Source organism: Christiangramia sp. OXR-203, assembly GCF_034372165.1.
Classification (GTDB): domain Bacteria; phylum Bacteroidota; class Bacteroidia; order Flavobacteriales; family Flavobacteriaceae; genus Christiangramia.
This window is the reverse complement of record NZ_CP139698.1, coordinates 335,529-353,781: the sequence shown is the minus strand read 5'-3', so window position 1 is coordinate 353,781 and position 18,253 is coordinate 335,529. Positions and strand designations below refer to the sequence as shown.

Below are 18,253 nucleotides of genomic sequence, written 5' to 3'. Positions count from 1 at the left end.
GATACAAATGCAAACAAAAAACCCGAAGCTTTCGCCTCGGGTTTTTTTTATTCATACTGAATATTATTAGTCATTACTAACAAGTGAGCTTTCACTCTTCCAGCTATTCACACTAGCAATTACGCTATTGTTATAGTCCACTTCAGTAAGTTTATCTTCAGTCCAGAAGAACCATTTTCCATCTTTTTGGCCATTTTCGTAATTGGCGATGGCCGTCTTCTCACCGTCTTTGTTGTAAGAAATCCATTCTCCGTGGAGTTTTCCGTCCTTGTACGTACCTTCCTGTTTAATATTTCCATCTTCATAATAAAATGTTCCTTTAATTAATTCACCCTGCTTCTCAAAAGCGGGTTTTGGATCATTATCCTGCGCCATTACAAGCGTTCCTGTCGCCAGGACTGCTGCTACTAAAATATTTTTCAAAGTCTTCATTTCTCTTTCGGTATTAACGTTAACATCACAAATATAGCGAAAATTTACCTTAAAGTTGCATTTACGTAACATTAAGTTTACATTGTATATCTATTCACCTGTTAAACAGAGGCTTATATAAAGGACCTAAGTTAATATCAGGCAACTTTAAATGAATTTAGATGTAGAAAAGGTTCAGTAAAACTGTTTAACTTCTTACTTTTGTGCCCATTCAAAATTAAAAGAATTCATGTACAGAAGTCATACCTGCGGCGAGCTTAATGCCGTACATATAGGAAATACAGTAACCCTTTCTGGATGGGTACAAAAAGTAAGGAACAAAGGTTTTATGATTTGGGTAGATCTTCGTGATCGCTACGGTCTTACGCAATTGATTTTTGATGAAGAGCGCTCTTCTGAAGAATTAATGCAACAAGCAGGAAATCTTGCCCGTGAATTCGTGATCCAGGTAACAGGTGAAGTGATCGAGCGTGAAGCAAAAAACCCGAACATACCTACTGGGGAGATCGAATTACTGGTACAGGATTTCAAAATTTTGAATACTTCAAAAACACCACCTTTTACTATTGAAGATGAAACCGATGGTGGTGAAGATCTAAGAATGAAATATCGCTATCTGGATATTCGTAGAAAACCAGTTCAGAATAAATTAATGTTCCGCCACCAGGTAGGAATGAAGGTAAGAAACTATCTTTCTAATGCTGGCTTTATTGAGGTGGAAACTCCATACCTTATTAAATCCACTCCTGAAGGCGCCCGTGACTTCGTGGTACCAAGCCGAATGAATGAAGGTCAGTTCTACGCACTTCCACAATCACCGCAAACTTTTAAGCAGTTGCTCATGGTAGGCGGAATGGACAAGTATTTCCAGATCGTAAAATGTTTTCGTGATGAGGATCTAAGAGCAGATCGTCAACCTGAATTTACACAAATCGATTGCGAAATGGCATTCGTGGAACAGGAAGATATCCTGAATATATTTGAAGGTTTAACCAGGCATTTGCTGAAGGAAATTCGCAACGTAGAAGTGGAAGAATTCCCAAGAATGACTTATGCAGACGCTATGCGTAAATACGGGAATGACAAACCAGACATCCGTTTTGGGATGGAGTTTGCTGAGCTCGATGATGTAGCCAAGAATAAAGGTTTTAATGTTTTTGATCAACAGGAACTTGTGGTTGGGATAGCCGTTCCGGGCGCAGCTTCTTTTACCCGTAAGGAAATTGATAAACTTATTTCATGGGTTAAAAGACCTCAAATTGGTGCCACAGGATTGGTTTGGGCAAAATATAATGAAGATGGCAGTCTAAAATCTTCTGTAGATAAGTTTTACTCTCAGGAAGAACTGAAAGCCTGGGCTGAAGCTTCTTCAGCCAACCCAGGGGATCTTATCCTGGTGATGGCTGGTGATGCCGATAAAACAAGAAGCCAGTTAAGCGCATTAAGAATGCATCTTGGTAATGAAATGGGACTTAGAAAATCTGATGAATTCGCACCTTTGTGGGTAGTAGATTTCCCTCTTCTTGAATGGGATGAGGATACAGAAAGATTCCACGCCATGCACCATCCATTTACAAGTCCGAAGAAAGAAGATTTTGCGCTACTTGAAACAGACCCTGGGAAGGTTCGTGCCAACGCGTATGATCTTGTACTTAATGGAAATGAAATTGGTGGTGGTTCTATTAGAATACATGACAAAGAAACTCAGTCGCAAATGTTCAAATACCTTGGATTCACTCCGGAAGAGGCTGAAGAGCAATTTGGCTTTCTTATGGATGCCTTCCAATATGGAGCACCTCCACATGGTGGGATTGCGTTTGGATTCGACAGACTGGTAGCTATTCTTGGCGGACAGGAAAGTATTCGGGATTACATTGCATTCCCAAAGAATAACTCTGGAAGAGATGTGATGATCGATGCTCCGGCGAAACTCGATGAACAACAACTCACAGATTTACATCTACAGTTGAAATCATAAATAATTAATCCCGCGTATTGCGGGATTTTTTATCTTCATCCGGTAATTAACTAGCGGTGGCAAATATCAGCAAAACCTTATTGCACAGATTCCTAAACTGGAAATCGAAGAATCTTTCTCATCGACAGTTTCTCATGTTCCTAAGCGCGGTTATTGGATTTGTTGCCGGGCTCTTTGCGGTGATGATCAAAAACCTCACGCATCTAATCCAGAGTTTACTGGAAGGAGAATTTGTGGCCAATTATCACGATGCATTCTACTTTATATTTCCGGTACTTGGTCTTTTGATCGTGTTCCTTATCATCAAATTTATACTTCGCCAGAAGGTTGGGCATGGAATACCGACAACTTTATATGCCATCTCCCGTAAGAAGGGGATCATGAAAAGATTCCAGATGTATGCATCCCTAATTACAGCACCTATTACAGTTGGTTTTGGAGGGTCAGTTGGACTGGAAGGACCTACCGTAGCGACCGGTGCTTCGCTGGGTTCGAACATTTCGCGAATATTTTTGATGAATCAGGCATCCCGGACCTTACTCATTGGATGTGCCGCAGCGGGCGCAATGTCCAGCATTTTCAAAGCTCCAATTGCAGCGATCATTTTCGCAATAGAGGTTTTCAGCCTTGATCTAACACTGGCGTCCCTCCTACCGCTACTCATTGCTTCTGTATCTGCCATACTTACCTCCTATTTTTTCTTCGGAAGTCAGATTATTTTACCATTCACTTTAGAGGACCAATTTACAATCTCTGAAGTGCCTTACTATTTGGTTCTGGGAGTCGTAGCCGCAGCATTTTCAGTTTACTTTTCACGTATCTATTTCGGTACTACCAAACTGCTCGCTAAAATAACCTCACCTTTTGTCAGGCTCATTTTTGCCGGATTGGGGCTGGGAGTTCTTATCTATTTTATACCTCCACTATATGGTGAAGGCTATAATGTGATCAACAACCTTTTGCAGGAAAACTATCTTGAAGCCCTGGGCACAAATCTATTCAACGCTTACCTTGAGAATATCTGGGTGGTAATCATTTTGCTTGCAGGTCTGGTGATCTTTAAGATCATCGCTTCAGCGTTAACTTTTAGCGCCGGTGGCGTTGGAGGGATCTTTGCTCCAGTAATGTTCATGGGAAGCGCTATGGGACACTGTTTCGCACTGGTCGTGAACAATCTTGGTATCTTTAAGAATGAGATCTCTGTGAGTAATTTTACTTTGGTAGGAATGGCGGGTCTTATGGCCGGAGTACTGTATGCACCACTTACTGCTATTTTTCTTATTGCTGAACTTACCCATGGGTACGAACTTTTTATACCGCTAATGATCACTGCGGCTATTTCTTATTTGATCACCACTAAGTTTGAACCTCACTCTGTGTATACCATGGAACTGGCAAGACGCGGTGACCTGTTAACGCATGACAAAGATCAGACGGTTTTGACCCTTATGAACATTAGTCGTGTAGTAGAAAAGAATTTTATTGCCCTGGAAATTGATATGAACCTGTGATGAAATCCTCACGTAATATTTTCCCCGTTATTGATGAAAATCAAAATTTTATGGGTATTATATTACTGGATGATATAAGATCTATCATGTTCAATGAAAAATTATATGATGAAGTCAAGGTGCAGGAGATCATGCAACAGGCTCCGGAAATTATAGACATTGAGAACGACCGAATGAAGGAGATCATGCTAAAATTCCAGGAAAGTAATGCCTGGAACTTACCTGTAGTTCGTGAAGGAAAATATATCGGGTTTATCTCCAAATCAAAACTGTTAACTGCTTACAGGCAAAAATTAATTGAAGTTACTGTATAGTATGAAGATATTTATGAGAATACTGGTAATAGCTATTCTAATAGCCGTAGGAGTAGGATTCTATTTCAGGTTAAATGATGATACGCTTACCGGCGACAGGATCATAGGAATTGCCGTGCTGGCAAGTGCCTTTATTCTAATGCCAATTTTCCTTGTGGTGAGATGGAGAGGTAAGAAATTAGAAGATTATACCCTTTCAGAAAAGAACATGAAAAAAATGCGGGATAAGGGAATTGATCGACTTTAAAAGTTACAAAAATCCAAAAAATTCTGATTTCCAGTAGATTCTAAAAATTTTACTGTTATGTTTGTTCTTTATTAATTTTTATTATTATGCAAGGCACAGTAAAATTTTTCAATGAATCTAAAGGTTATGGGTTCATTACAAACGACGACACCAAAAGAGACATTTTCGTACACATTACCGGTTTGAATGGTGAAACTATTCAGGAAGGCGATCGAGTAGAATACGAAGAAACTGAAGGGAAAAAAGGAGTTAACGCAACAGATGTTCGCATCGTTGAGTAATTGGTTTTTCCAATCAAAAAAGTAAAAAGCCGCTGTAAAGCGGCTTTTGTTATTTAATGGGTTTGCTCTGTAGTTTGTCCTACTCCTTTTAGCATGGTTTCGGTCATCTTATCAAGATCGAATTCGTGATCCCATCCCCAATCCTGTCTTGCCGACGAATCATCAATGCTTGAAGGCCATGACGACGCAATAGCCTGTCTGAAATCTGGATCATAAGATATTTTAAAATCCGGTAGGTGTTTACTAATGTTTGCCGCTAATATTTCAGGCGTAAAACTTATCGCAGCAAGATTATAAGATGATCTTATTTTAATAGCTTCCGAAGGAGCCTGCATAATTTCCACTGTAGCTTTGATCGCATCATCCATATACATCATTGGTAATGCCGCATCTTTATCCAGAAAACTGGTATAGGCATTTTGCTTTAAGGCTTCATGGAAAATCTCAATCGCATAATCTGTAGTTCCACCACCTGGAAGGGTTTTATAACTAATGATACCAGGATACCTGATACTTCTAACGTCCACACCAAATTTTTGATGATAGTACTCACACCAGCGTTCGCCAGTTTGCTTACTAATTCCATAAACCGTGGTTGGCTCCATTGCAGTAATTTGCGGAGTATTGTCCTTTGGGGTAGTTGGTCCAAAAACAGCAATACTGGAAGGCCAAAAGATCTTATCGATCATACCTTCCTTAGCCATATCAAGAATATGGAAAAGTGAATTCATATTAAGGTCCCAGGCCTTCTTAGGAGCTTTTTCTGCAGTGGCGCTAAGCATCGCAGCCATCAGGTAAACTTCCTTAATATTATAGGTCTCTATTATCTGTCTTATATGAACCTCATCGGTAGCATTCAGGATCTCAAATGGACCTGATTGCATCAACTCATCTACTCCTTCACGAATATCACTGGCGACCACCTGGTCGTTCCCGTGAATCTCTCTCAATTTCAGCGTAAGTTCGGTTCCAATCTGTCCGCAAGCACCGATAATTAATATCTTTTCGGCCATAAATTAAATTTTGTGCAAATATATTTAATTATACAGAGGATTTCGCAATCTTAGCTTTTTCTTGACGCTATTCGCTATGGATTCTGTAATAGAAAATCAGTTACTTCATTCATAGAATTATGGATAACTTTGTTCATTTAATTATCACTTATGAAATTCCCTCTATTCGTTATAATATTTCTTTGTTTGATATCCTGCAAATCTGAAGCAGAAGATAGCCAGAATAGCAACGAAACAAATGACAGCATATCCTATGATAAGAAGATCGATATAGATACTCGCGGTTTTGATCTTGAACCGGAAGCAAAGAAATATGCTTCCAACTGGCTGGAATTTATCACTGCTCAAAATGAAGTAAAGAAACTTGAAAATACTACGACTCGTAAGGTCATGAATAATGCTACGGCGATTTCCCAGATCATGAATTCACTTAGCATTTCTCTGCCTGATAGTCTTAGAGCGGTTCCTGTGGAAGCCAGATTGAATGTCTTAAAGACAAAAGCAAGTCTATTGGAGCAGTATTCTAATAAACAACAACCAGATGTAAAGGATATTGATCGTACAGCCAAAGAGATCTACCTGGAATTCAATAATCTCAAACTTCAGATGAATGAATTATTTCTGAAAACTCTTGAAGATTTTGAGAAGGAGTTGGATGAATTTGAAAGATTGGAAAGAGAAATGGATTCAACAGTAACTGAAGATACCGTTGAAAATGTAGTATCTTAAAACAAATATTCGACCAATGAAAAATTCAGCTTTAAAATTTCTATTCGTTTTCGCATTTCTCACCGTGTTGCCATTGCATGCACAGGTAAAGGATCCAGAAAAAAATAAGACAGCGATCAGTGAAAGAGTAAGTGAAACGCTGGACAGCTGGTATCTTGCTGCCGCCAATACTGAATTCAAAACATACTTTGGTCTAATGACTAATGATGCCATATTTATTGGGACTGATGCTACTGAAAACTGGACTGCGGAAGAATTTAAAAAGTTCGCTAAACCATATTTTGACTCAGGCAAAGCATGGAATTTCACTTCGATTCAAAGAAATATTTATGTACACCAGAACTCAAAAATTGCCTGGTTTGATGAACTTCTGGACACCCAAATGGGAATTTGCAGAGGTTCTGGAGTAGTTGCTAAAGAAGATGGTAAATGGAAGATTCATCATTACGTACTTTCCATCGCAGTGCCTAATGAAAATGTAGATGAACTTACCAGTTTAAAATCCCAATTCGATAAGAATCTGATTTCAGAATTGAAAAACAAATAGTTTCTTTTCAGAATAGATAAGAATTAACATCAATCTTAATTATTAATTTTCAGTAGGTTGTTCTCAATTCGGCGAGGCTGAATTATGAATTATTTTGACCGTTTTGCTACATTAGCCAGATTATTTTATAATTCTTAACTAGAACAATGAAAAGAATAAACAGAATTTTGTTTTTATCTGTTCTCAGCGCAGGAATGTTTACCGCCTGTAATGATGACGAAAAAAGAACTGAGGAAAAAGATGATAAGATCCATGGTATCAACCTTGCTTACATGGATACATCTACAACTGCTAAAGAAGATTTCTTTCGCTATGTAAATGGACGCTGGCTCGATAGTACAGAAATTCCTGGAGACAGAACCCGTTGGGGAAGTTTCGACGAATTAAGACAAAGAACCGATGAGGATGCTCTTGGTCTTCTGGAAAAAATGGCTGCAAGCGATCGTCTTGATGCTTCAACAGACCAGGCAAAAGCTGTATATCTTTACAAAAGTATCATGGATACTGTTGCCAGAAATGAGCAGGGAATTGAGCCGGTACAACCTTACCTGGCAAAGATCGATTCTATCCAGAACAAAGAAGATCTTCAAAATTTCCTAGTTGAAATGAGCGAATACGGAAGTGCCGGATTCTTCAGCTTTGGTGTTGGTGCAGACAGCAAAAATTCTGATATGAACGCTGCTTACCTGAACCCTTCTGGTCTGGGATTACCTGAAAGAGATTATTATCTTCAGAATGATTCAGATTCCAAGGAAACCCGAACGAAATACAAAGCTTACGTCGCAGATATGCTACAGTATCTTGACTATTCAGAAGAAGAAGCGAAAAATGCTGCTGAAACGATCCTGAAGTTTGAAACCAGACTTGCTGAGCCAAAACTGGATAAAGTAGAACGTCGTGATGCCCGAAATACCTATAACCCAATGACCGTTGCCGAGTTGCAAAAGATGACTCCGGCTATGAACTGGAAAGTTTATTTTGATGGGATTGGTGCAAAGGATCTTGATACGATCATCGTTTCCCAGCCAAAATATATGAAAGCATTACAGCAAATCATTGCTGAAAATTCTGTAGAAGACTGGAAAACCTATTTAAAATGGGATCTTTTTAACGGAGCTGCAAGCGCACTTACTACAGATCTCGAAACTGAAAAGTGGGAATTTTACAGTAAAACACTTCAGGGAGCAAAAGAACAACGTCCTAGAAATGAAAGAGCTCTTAGTTCTATCAATGGGACTTTAGGTGAAGCTCTTGGAAAACTTTATGTTGAAGAACATTTCCCGGCAGAAGCGAAGAAAAAAGCTCAGGAAATGGTGGACAACATCCTGAAAGCTTATGAGAATAGAATCAATAATCTTAGCTGGATGAGCGAGGATACCAAGAAGAAAGCGCTTGAAAAACTTAGTACTTTCAATGTAAAGATTGGATATCCTGATGAGTGGAAAGATTACGCAGATCTAGAAATCACCTCACCTGAAGAAGGAGGGTCTTATTTCCAGAACATGCTGAACGCTCAAAAATGGAGAGTTGCAGAGAACATGGCGGATCTTGGACAGCCAGTCGATAAGGGTGAATGGTTTATGTCACCACAAACAGTGAATGCTTACTACAATCCACGTTATAACGAGATCGTATTCCCGGCGGCAATTCTACAACCACCATTCTACGATTATAAAGCAGATGCTGCGGTCAATTATGGTGGAATTGGCGCTGTAATAGGTCATGAGATATCACACGGTTTTGATGATAGCGGTGCAAGATTTGATGCTGAAGGAAACCTTAACAACTGGTGGACTGAGAAAGATCTTGAAGAATTTGAAACTTTAGGAAATGACCTGGCGGAGCAATACAGCGCTATTGAAGTATTGGACAGTGTCTACATTAATGGAAAATTCACCTTAGGTGAAAATATCGGTGATCTTGGAGGAGTGAACGCTGCTTACGATGGATTACAAATTCACCTTGAAAACAATGAAAACCCTGGTAAAATAGATGGATTTACTCCAGAACAGAGGTTCTTCCTTTCCTGGGCTACCGTTTGGAGAACCAAAATGAGAGATGAAGCGATGAGAAACAGGATCAAAACCGATTCTCATTCTCCTGGAATGTACCGAGCTTATGTACCACTACAGAATATCGATGCATGGTATGATGCATTTACTATTGAAGAAGGTGATAAGATGTATGTAAAACCTGAAGATAGAGTAAGAATCTGGTAACAGCTTCTGAAATTTATTGCATTAAAAAAGCCGGTCTTTCGACCGGCTTTTTTTTTATTACCTAACTAATAAGAAGCCTTTAAAAATGCAGAAAAGCATCGGTAATATGTTCAATTTCGTAATTGGATCCAGATTTTGTGATCGCTATAATATCAAACCTGATCTCCAGATCTGTATCATGCTTTTCCGAATAGTAATTCATTGCTTGCACAAGTAATTTGATCTGTGCAGGTTTCACAAAGTCTTCAGGATTCCCAAAATAGACGGAGCTTCGAGATTTTACTTCGACCGCTATTAAAGTATCAGCTTCTCTGGCAATGATATCTACTTCAGCTTTACGGTATCTGAAATTACGCTCCAGGATCTCGTAATTGTTTTTCAGAAGAAACTGTACTGCTAACTCCTCCCCTTTTTTACCCAGATCATTATGAGTGGCCATTCGTAAACCTAGTTCACCTCATTCATCAACATCACAGATCCTACCTGAAGTTCAAGAGCATCAATTTCTTCTTTACTGGCTTTTACGATCTTATCACCATAGAATTTATTAGGAATATCCTTATCTGTTTTCAGGAAAACACCAATTCCGGATTTCGCAAGTTTTCCACCATTCCAGTCTACAGCTCCGCTATAATCCCATCCAAAACCGTAAAAAGACACTGGTCTGGCATTTAGTTTATTTAGTTCATCCAGGCTCATTCCAACCTTAATTCCATGAGCAATGGCCCATCTTCCTTGCCCGGAATAGTTAATAGAACTCACCTTTTTCTTCTCTTCAGTTTGCCAGGTGATCAAAACCTCGTCTTCAGTTTCAGGAAAAAGTATACTATAAGGTTTAGTCTCGGTTCCTTCCTCAAATTCATCCACTCCTTCTTCCATGTTGGATTGTGGGTAATTTCGCGAAATATCTTCCGAAGACATTCGGCTTAAATTTTCAAGACTATAAATATCCTTAGAGCCAGTTACAGCTTTATTACTATTACAGGAAACTATGGCCAGTAGACCAACAACGGCTAGAATTTTACGCATTTGAAGTTTTTTGTAGTAAAAGTATACAGATAAGCTCCACAAGGTTCCGCTTTTACAAGAATTTAACGCGTATTCGAACGTCTTTGCTTAACTTTACCGCTCTTAAAAATTTACTTATTCTAATGAGCAAAAATCCTCAGAGATTTACGATCACAGCGGCTTTACCTTATACGAACGGGCCTATTCATATTGGACACCTAGCAGGCGTTTATGTACCTGCAGATATTTATTCCAGATTTTTACGAATGCAGGGACATGATGTAGCATTTGTTTGTGGAAGTGATGAGCACGGTGTGCCAATTACGATCAAGGCCAAGAAAGAAGGTGTGAGTCCGCAGGATGTAGTAGACAAGTACAATGCGATCATCAAAACCTCTTTTGAAGACTTCGGAATTACCTTCGATAACTACTCCAGGACTTCAGGTGATGTTCATCATAAAACCGCTTCAGACTTTTTTAAGAAGATGTATGAGGATGGTAAATTTATTGAAGAATCTACCGAACAATTATATGATGTTGAGGCAAACCAGTTTCTAGCCGATAGATTTGTAACTGGAACCTGCCCAAAATGCGGGAATGAAGAAGCGTATGGAGACCAGTGTGAAAACTGCGGAACTTCATTGAATGCAACAGATCTTATTAATCCGAAATCTGCTATTACCGGTGCCGTTCCAACTTTAAAAGAAACTAAACACTGGTTTTTACCATTGGACCAATATGAAGATTTTCTAAAGGAATGGATCCTGAAAGGACACAAAGCTGACTGGAAAAGCAACGTTTATGGTCAGGTGAAATCCTGGATCGACGATGGTTTAAGAGCCCGCGCGGTAACCAGAGATCTTGACTGGGGAATCCCAGTTCCAGTGGAAGGTGGCGAAGGCAAAGTGCTCTATGTTTGGTTCGACGCTCCCATTGGATATATTTCTTCTACTAAAGAATGGGCAGAGCGAGAAGGAAAAGACTGGGAACCTTACTGGAAAGATGAAAACACCAAACTGGTTCATTTTATTGGGAAAGACAACATCGTTTTTCACTGTATCATATTCCCAACAATGCTGAAAGCTCATGGTGATTATATTTTACCAGAAAATGTGCCCGCAAATGAATTTCTGAATCTTGAAGGTAAAAAACTTTCAACTTCAAAGAACTGGGCGGTATGGCTACATGAATACCTGCAGGATTTTCCAGATCAACAGGATGTATTGCGTTATGTGTTGACTGCAAATGCTCCGGAAACAAAAGACAACGATTTTACCTGGAAAGATTTTCAGGCGAGAAACAATAATGAGCTGGTCGCTATCTTCGGAAACTTTATTAACCGCGTAGTGGTGTTAACCAACAAATATTACGACGGAATAATTCCGCAGCCGGGAGAGTATACTGAAGTGGATGAACAGACCATTGCTGAATTAAAAGCATATCCATCGGTAATCGCGAGTTCAATTGAAAAATACCGTTTTCGTGAAGCTCAGGGTGAATTGATGAATCTGGCCAGACTTGGAAATAAATACCTGGCTGATGAAGAGCCATGGAAGCAAATTAAAACTGATGAAGATCGTGTTAAAACGATCATGTACGTGGCACTTCAAATTGCCAGCGCACTCAGTATTATCAGCGAACCTTTCCTCCCATTCACTTCCGCTAAATTAAAGCGGATGCTGAATCAAACTGGAGAGAATACTTCCACTACCCCAGACTGGGACATTATTGGTACCCGGGAAGCATTAATTCCTGCAGGTCATCAAATTGGAAAAGCGGAACTACTTTTCAGTAAAATAGAAGATGAACAAATGGAGCAACAATTGGAAAAATTAAAAGCTACCAAAGCAGCGAACGAAATGGAAAATCAGAAAGCTGAACCGCAAAAAGAGATTGCTACTTTTGAGGATTTCACTAAAATGGATCTGCGTGTTGGAACTATTATAGAAGCTGAAAAGATGGCCAAAACCAAAAAGCTAATGATTCTTAAAGTTGATACTGGAATTGACCAGAGAACTGTAGTTTCCGGTATTGCTGAACATTTTAAAGCAGAAGATATTATAGGTAAAAAAGTGACTGTGCTGGTAAACCTTGCTCCCAGAAAATTACGCGGAGTTGAAAGCGAAGGAATGATCCTGATGACCGAAAACAAAGAAGGAAAACTTGTTTTTGTGAATCCTGATGAGGATAATGTCTCCAACGGAATCACGATAAATTAAAAACTCAAATCGCCTGGAAATTACTTTCCAGGCTTTTTTTATGCTCAAAATTGCCTTTCATCCCATTTATAAACATCCATTGCCAGAAGGTCACAGGTTTCCTATGGAAAAGTATGATCTGCTTCCAAAGCAATTATTGCATGAAGGCACCTGTGAGGATGAGAATTTTTTTAAGCCTGACCTCATCGATGAGAGTTTGATTTTAAGAGCCCATACTGCAACCTATGTTGAGAGACTGAAAAATCTGGATCTTAGCAAAAAAGAGATCAGAGTTTCAGGATTTCCACTTTCACAGGAACTTGTGGATAGAGAACAAGTTATTGCACAGGGAACGATCGATGCCTGCAATTATGCACTTGAATATGGTGTTTCCATGAATATAGCTGGTGGAACTCACCATGCTTTTTCAGATAGAGCTGAAGCATTCTGTTTATTGAACGATCAGGCAATCGCCGCCCGATATCTACAAGATCAAAATCTGGCTCAAAAAATTCTGATCGTAGACCTGGACGTACATCAGGGAAATGGTACAGCTGAGATTTTTCAAAATGATGATTCTGTATTCACATTTTCGATGCATGGAAAGGGAAACTACCCTTTTAGAAAAGAAACTTCTGACCTGGATATTGAAATCCCGGATGCCACAGGTGATGAAGCTTACCTCAAGCAGCTAAAAGAAGTTCTTCCAGAACTTATAGAAAGAACAAAACCCGATTTTATTTTCTACCTCTGTGGAGTGGATATTTTAGAAACCGACAAACTTGGCCGACTTTCCTGTACCATACAAGGATGTAAAGAACGTGACAGGTTCGTATTACAAACCTGCCACGATCTTCAAATTCCTGTGGAGTGCAGCATGGGCGGTGGTTATTCAAAAGAGATCAAATATATCATCGAAGCTCACGCCAACACTTATAGAGCTGCCCAGCAGATCTATTTTTAAGAACTATCTACTATTTACCGAGTAGCAAGAGCTCCTGGCAAACTACTTCAGTTACATATCTTTTAATTCCATCTTTATCCTCGTAACTTCTGCTGGTTAGTTTTCCTTCGATTCCGATTTCTTTCCCTTTCGGAACGTAATTTTCAACCAGTTCAGCGGTTTTGCCCCAGGCAACGATATTGTGCCATTGTGTATCAGTTATTTTCTCACCTTTTGAATTCTTATAACTTTCATTGGTGGCTACCGAAAATTTGGCTAATTTCTTTCCAGATTCAAGGTTTACGATTTCAGGCTCATTCCCTACATGCCCGATCAATTGTACTGTGTTTCTTAAAGTGCTCATAACTAAAGATTTTATTGCAGTTGAAAATCATTCGTTCATTTCAACAGGACAAAGATGTAGTGAAGAGCAAAGACTAATCGGTCGTAAAGCACTTGTAGTTGTTTACTTTCGTTTGTAAGCATTTGAAAACGTATAAATTATATTCGAGAACACTTTTTAATAATTTTTAAACAGGGATGAGAATACTTACTGGAATTTTGATCGTATTAATTTTTATAGGATGTAAATCGCACGAAGACGATGATAAAGTTCAACATGAAATCAAAAAAGAAGTAAAATCTAATAGAACTGAAACCAAATTATTTGCAGATAGTCTTAAAGTTATATACAGATATAGTGGTGACACAATTTTTGAAGATCATATTGACCTCAAAGGAACTTCCGATGATAATTATGATAGTAGTTTTAGCATGACAAGCGTTTGGTCAACTAGAGAAATGGACACGATAAATTGTTCTCAAAAGCTATTCATAACACAAGAAAATATGATTTTCTCTTATTGCTTAAGTGATGTAATGCAAAGAATTGAAAATGATATTAAAAATTCTGGAGAGGAATCATGGAATTTAGATCGGTTAAAAAAATTGGAAAAGGAACTTGTACAGATAGAGAAAGGAAAACGTGATAGTCTAACGTTCAAATCTTATCATTTAAATTTCTTAGTTCTGAAGGAATTACAATTTTCTGCGTATGATAAAGTATCAAAGCACAAGGCTAGCAAAATAAAAGTAGGTAAATATTTAATAAAATTCCGCAGTGGTAATTCGTCCGGTGGCACCCATTATTATTTACTCACTAAAGAAAATGATACTATAGGCGAATTTCAAATTAGAGAGTGGATAACGTGAAAAACTTCCAACATCTTTCCGGTCAAATGAGAGATTTTGCATAAAAATGTATTTTAGAAATTAGAAACACGAATAATGGACCAGATGAATACTCATTTCTGATAGCAAATTTTGATAACGGATAAACTTAGCACCATAATAATTATCTCATAATCAACTCTAACCAACTATCCAACAACCTTATGATACACAAGTCTATTCTTATCTGCCTGTTCACTTTCTTCGGAAGTCAGATGCTTTCTCAAGCTTCAGCTCAGGAAACCCAGCCGTTTTATGTCAATATCTTTATTAATGCTGAAGAAACTTATTATGTCGAAACTGAAAGAACTGAAATTGAAAATATTGAACAAAAAGTTTCAGAAATTGTGAGAAACAAACCATTCAGAATTGATCAGCAGATCGTATATAGAATTTTCGCAGATAAGAATCTACCTATGGCCAAATTGATCGATCTGGATCAGAAGTTGAGCAATGCTTATAGTGATAATATCCGCCGGGAAAGATATTTGCTCGATACTGTAGAAATGAACATCGATGGAAAAAACTGGTTTGAATCTATAGATATAAATAGTTTAAATTAATAATAAACTGACGATCAGAGCACTCATTTCGCAGTAGTCAGCAACTGTGATAATTTGAGATAAATATTGAAGGCTACTAATCCAAAACTGCGCAGCATTCTCCTACCACGTAGTCTGAAATCATGATTGTTTCACAGATTAAACGCAACCATTTCAGAAAATGGCCATCTAATAATTACAAACTTCAATTATGAAAAGAAATAGCCTTCTACTCTTCCTTTCCATCATTCTAATGTCCTGTGATAAATCTGATGACGCTACAGGAATCAAAGAATCGGTCGAATATATCGTACATGAAAATTCAGCCTTGAAAATCAGTGAAAATGACTTCGGTACTTTTGTTGAAGTTATTGATGGAGATCAGCTGGTTTTTGAATATACTTATAGTAAAGCATCAGATCCAGAACTTGCAGATAGCGGTGTGGATAAGTATTTATATTTTGAACTTGCTGCAAATACTGAAGATTTTCAGCTAACTACCAATGATTTTGATGTCAGCAACACCTATTTAAGACGTTCCTGCTTTTGTCCTGTTACAGATTTCAGAAGAGCGACATCTGGTGAGATCACTGCACAAAAGATCGGTAATATGAAATGGAATATAAGCTTCGATGTAACCGCAGATATCACCATTAATGAAGGGGAAGAAGAATTTGCTGAAAGTATAAAATTTGAGGATTCTGGAATATTTCAGCCGCAATAAATCTTACTATTTACCAACTAAGAATAAACCTATCTTATGAGATCTCTTACAACATATTTTCTACTATTTAGTTTAGCTTTTTTACAATCCTGCGGTACAGATGATAATGAGGACTGTTCAGCAACAATTTGTGATGCTGGGTATGCCGATTTAAACTTTCAAATCATAGATAGCAATACCGGTGAAAACATCTTTGACAACATAGCATCTTCTGAAGGGATAACCGTAGTTGAAACTTCTAATAATCTTGATGCCGATTTCCAGGTTATTGAAAAGAATGAACAGAAAACTCTTGTAATTTATACTTTTAATGATGCTGATTTTTCGGTGATGTATGCAGATGAAGAAATATTTACATTTTCGGTAGAAGGAGAAGCTATTACGGAAGGTTGCTGTCCTTCGACCGCGATAACAGATTTAAGTATTGAAGGCGCGGAATATATGTATGACGAAACGAATGATATTCATGTTATTGAACGATCTGTCCGTCCACATTTAACTACTGATGAAAGTCTTGAAAATTACCATGCATTCTTCGAAAACTCAAGACTTCAGATTGATGCTATTCCAGATACTAACGATCTCGAGATGGACGTAAAGCCAGGTAATAAACTGGTTTTCAAATTGCTTCAGTATGAAGATCCTATTCCCGAAGCCGTAGACGACGAAATTACTCGCATCGTATATTTTGAAGTAGATCCAAATGCTAACAATTTTTTGATTAATTCAGATAACTTTTCAGAATATAAGGTCGTAACAGGTATTTCTGGGAGCATTGCTAATATTACATTTGTAGAACAGGGAGAGATTGTTGGTGAAAAGCTGAATGATAACGAATGGAAAATAAGTCTGAATACCTCTGCAGTAACCGAGACCGATATAAACATTAATGTTGATCAAACTGAAACCATTTTTACAAAAAGCACCTATGAGGATGTATGGATGCCCATCTATTATACGCATCTTTTCTACTAGAAAACAATGGTGTTGAGCCATATAAAAAAGCTTTTTAGTATATTTCCCTATGCAAAAGACTTGCGAGGAGTGCAACGAAAAAATCGTTGGAAGAACAGATAAAAAATTCTGTAGTGATTATTGCCGTAATGCATATCACAACAGGATGAATAAAGATGCAAGTAACCTCATCAGGAATACGAATAACTCGCTGCGAAAAAATTATCGGATACTTCAGGAATTAAATCCCGGTGATAAAACTTCGGTTGCTAAATCTAAATTACTTTCTAGAGGATTTAACTTTGAATTTTTCACCAGCGTTTATACTACCAAAACTGGAAAGCAATACTTCTTTGTGTATGATATGGGGTATCTGCCGCTTGAAAATGACTTTTACGCATTGGTGAGAAGAAATTGAAATTTTATTATACTTAAGATCAAATAAAGAAGATTAACTTTTGATATATGCGGAATCTCACATTTCTCATTATTTTAATTTTCTACGGAATGACTTCAAAAGCGCAGGATCTGCAACAATACCAATGGGAAAATCGAATCATTGTTGTGTATTCTAATGAAACTGAATTAGATCTTGTATCAAAGCAATTAAAATTACTTACGAAAGAACCAAAAGAGCTTTCAGAAAGAAAACTAATACTAATCCAGGCTCAGAAAAATCAATACAAAACAATTTTTCCTGAAAATTCAGAATGGGTAAGTTCATCCTTAAAAGACGAACTAAAAATTTCCACTAAAACTAAATTTGAAGTGTTCCTCCTTGGACTGGATGGAGGCATTAAACTAAGGCAACAAGAAATTGTTCAAACCGAAAAATTATTCAGCCTGATCGATGGTATGCCTATGAGAAAGGCAGAAATTAGAAGAAAAGATCAATAACTCCAGGTGTGTGATTTTAATCTTAGAGCAGCTTTAAGAACATCTCTCTGTGAAATCTGACCTATTAACTGATTATTTTCCACAATAGGAAATCTTCGGAATTTCTTTTCGATAAAGATCTTCGCGGCATCAAGAACATTCATATTTCCATCTATAGTTTCTACATTACTAATCATACGTTTCCCAACCGTGAGATCTGTCATTGGCATATTGTAATACCTGCTGTCAGAAATTTGTTTCATACAATCGCCTTCAGAAATAATTCCCAGCAATTCATTCCTGTCATTCACCACACAGCCACCGGAGATACCATGTTTAATTAATTTCTCTACGACATCCATGATATTTTCATTCTCCCTGAAGGTGATAAGCTTCTCGGTCATATAATCTCTTACCAGCATTGGAACTTCTGCAGGCTTTTCAGGCTCCGCTCGTTTACCCATAAAACTTTTAATACCCATAATTTATTTATTTGATTACCAATTA

Annotated in this window: 20 protein-coding genes and 1 pseudogene; 15 read left to right on the top strand and 6 right to left on the bottom strand. The window is 37.9% G+C overall.

The genetic code is table 11. The annotated features are described in order from the left end of the window. Positions 1-66: 66 nt before the first annotated feature. Positions 67-432, bottom strand: coding sequence for a nicotinic acid mononucleotide adenyltransferase (locus T8I65_RS01680; RefSeq protein WP_322301770.1), 366 nt, complete (start codon positions 430-432; stop codon positions 67-69). Positions 433-661: 229 nt separating this feature from the next. On the opposite strand from T8I65_RS01680, the gene aspS reads away from it, so the two are divergent. The 4 genes and pseudogenes from aspS to T8I65_RS01660 all read left to right on the top strand — a co-directional run bounded on the left by aspS (position 662) and on the right by T8I65_RS01660 (position 4,763). After that, complete coding sequence (gene aspS, locus T8I65_RS01675; RefSeq protein WP_322301769.1) at positions 662-2,410, top strand: aspartate--tRNA ligase; 1,749 nt, start codon at positions 662-664, stop codon at positions 2,408-2,410. Between the two features lie 56 nt (positions 2,411-2,466). Further along, positions 2,467-4,235, top strand: a pseudogene (locus tag T8I65_RS01670) (chloride channel protein). Positions 4,236-4,248: 13 nt separating this feature from the next. After that, on the top strand, positions 4,249-4,482 hold the full coding sequence (locus T8I65_RS01665; protein WP_322301768.1) for a hypothetical protein: 234 nt from the start codon (positions 4,249-4,251) through the stop codon (positions 4,480-4,482). Between the two features lie 86 nt (positions 4,483-4,568). After that, complete coding sequence (locus tag T8I65_RS01660) at positions 4,569-4,763, top strand: cold-shock protein (RefSeq protein WP_141876598.1); 195 nt, start codon at positions 4,569-4,571, stop codon at positions 4,761-4,763. A gap of 53 nt (positions 4,764-4,816) precedes the next feature. On the opposite strand, the gene T8I65_RS01655 is transcribed toward T8I65_RS01660, so the two are convergent. Continuing rightward, positions 4,817-5,776, bottom strand: coding sequence for an NAD-dependent epimerase/dehydratase family protein (locus T8I65_RS01655; protein WP_322301767.1), 960 nt, complete (start codon positions 5,774-5,776; stop codon positions 4,817-4,819). Between the two features lie 150 nt (positions 5,777-5,926). On the opposite strand from T8I65_RS01655, the gene T8I65_RS01650 reads away from it, so the two are divergent. The 3 genes from T8I65_RS01650 to T8I65_RS01640 all read left to right on the top strand — a co-directional run bounded on the left by T8I65_RS01650 (position 5,927) and on the right by T8I65_RS01640 (position 9,271). Beyond that, a complete protein-coding gene (locus T8I65_RS01650; protein WP_322301766.1) occupies positions 5,927-6,505 on the top strand; it encodes a hypothetical protein in 579 nt (192 codons plus the stop codon). A 16-nt stretch (positions 6,506-6,521) separates the two neighbouring features. Further along, a complete protein-coding gene (locus tag T8I65_RS01645) occupies positions 6,522-7,052 on the top strand; it encodes a nuclear transport factor 2 family protein (protein WP_322301765.1) in 531 nt (176 codons plus the stop codon). Between the two features lie 146 nt (positions 7,053-7,198). After that, positions 7,199-9,271: a M13 family metallopeptidase gene (locus tag T8I65_RS01640; RefSeq protein ID WP_322301764.1), complete on the top strand. Its 2,073-nt coding sequence runs from the start codon at positions 7,199-7,201 to the stop codon at positions 9,269-9,271. A gap of 79 nt (positions 9,272-9,350) precedes the next feature. On the opposite strand, the gene T8I65_RS01635 is transcribed toward T8I65_RS01640, so the two are convergent. Next, complete coding sequence (locus T8I65_RS01635; protein WP_322301763.1) at positions 9,351-9,710, bottom strand: YraN family protein; 360 nt, start codon at positions 9,708-9,710, stop codon at positions 9,351-9,353. Positions 9,711-9,718: 8 nt separating this feature from the next. Further along, positions 9,719-10,300 carry a hypothetical protein gene (locus T8I65_RS01630; protein ID WP_322301762.1) on the bottom strand — a complete coding sequence of 194 codons (582 nt, stop codon included), beginning with the start codon at positions 10,298-10,300 and terminating at the stop codon, positions 9,719-9,721. 122 nt (positions 10,301-10,422) lie between these two features. Between T8I65_RS01630 and metG the strand changes: the two genes are divergently transcribed. Further along, positions 10,423-12,498 (top strand): methionine--tRNA ligase, encoded by a 2,076-nt coding sequence (metG, locus tag T8I65_RS01625; protein WP_322301761.1) that lies wholly within the window; start codon positions 10,423-10,425, stop codon positions 12,496-12,498. A 40-nt stretch (positions 12,499-12,538) separates the two neighbouring features. Next, the gene (locus tag T8I65_RS01620) at positions 12,539-13,441 is read left to right on the top strand and encodes a histone deacetylase (protein WP_322301760.1); all 903 of its coding nucleotides are present in this window, start codon (positions 12,539-12,541) and stop codon (positions 13,439-13,441) included. Positions 13,442-13,451: 10 nt separating this feature from the next. On the opposite strand, the gene T8I65_RS01615 is transcribed toward T8I65_RS01620, so the two are convergent. Further along, positions 13,452-13,784, bottom strand: coding sequence for a single-stranded DNA-binding protein (locus T8I65_RS01615; RefSeq protein ID WP_141876589.1), 333 nt, complete (start codon positions 13,782-13,784; stop codon positions 13,452-13,454). 176 nt (positions 13,785-13,960) lie between these two features. On the opposite strand from T8I65_RS01615, the gene T8I65_RS01610 reads away from it, so the two are divergent. The 6 genes from T8I65_RS01610 (at position 13,961) to T8I65_RS01585 (ending at position 17,767) form a co-directional block, all read left to right on the top strand. After that, positions 13,961-14,632 (top strand): hypothetical protein, encoded by a 672-nt coding sequence (locus T8I65_RS01610; RefSeq protein ID WP_322301759.1) that lies wholly within the window; start codon positions 13,961-13,963, stop codon positions 14,630-14,632. Positions 14,633-14,814: 182 nt separating this feature from the next. Further along, positions 14,815-15,213 (top strand): ExbD/TolR family protein, encoded by a 399-nt coding sequence (locus T8I65_RS01605; RefSeq protein ID WP_322301758.1) that lies wholly within the window; start codon positions 14,815-14,817, stop codon positions 15,211-15,213. A gap of 190 nt (positions 15,214-15,403) precedes the next feature. After that, positions 15,404-15,916 carry a hypothetical protein gene (locus T8I65_RS01600; RefSeq protein ID WP_322301757.1) on the top strand — a complete coding sequence of 171 codons (513 nt, stop codon included), beginning with the start codon at positions 15,404-15,406 and terminating at the stop codon, positions 15,914-15,916. Positions 15,917-15,952: 36 nt separating this feature from the next. Next, entirely contained in the window at positions 15,953-16,891 is a 939-nt protein-coding gene (locus T8I65_RS01595; RefSeq protein ID WP_322301756.1) for a hypothetical protein, read from the top strand. Between the two features lie 49 nt (positions 16,892-16,940). Further along, entirely contained in the window at positions 16,941-17,288 is a 348-nt protein-coding gene (locus tag T8I65_RS01590) for a hypothetical protein (protein WP_322301755.1), read from the top strand. A 47-nt stretch (positions 17,289-17,335) separates the two neighbouring features. Further along, complete coding sequence (locus tag T8I65_RS01585; RefSeq protein ID WP_322301754.1) at positions 17,336-17,767, top strand: DUF4174 domain-containing protein; 432 nt, start codon at positions 17,336-17,338, stop codon at positions 17,765-17,767. Here the strand turns inward: T8I65_RS01585 and T8I65_RS01580 are convergent. Then, positions 17,761-18,228 carry a CBS domain-containing protein gene (locus tag T8I65_RS01580; RefSeq protein ID WP_322301753.1) on the bottom strand — a complete coding sequence of 156 codons (468 nt, stop codon included), beginning with the start codon at positions 18,226-18,228 and terminating at the stop codon, positions 17,761-17,763. The genes T8I65_RS01585 and T8I65_RS01580 overlap by 7 nt on opposite strands. Between the last annotated feature and the right edge of the window lie 25 nt (positions 18,229-18,253).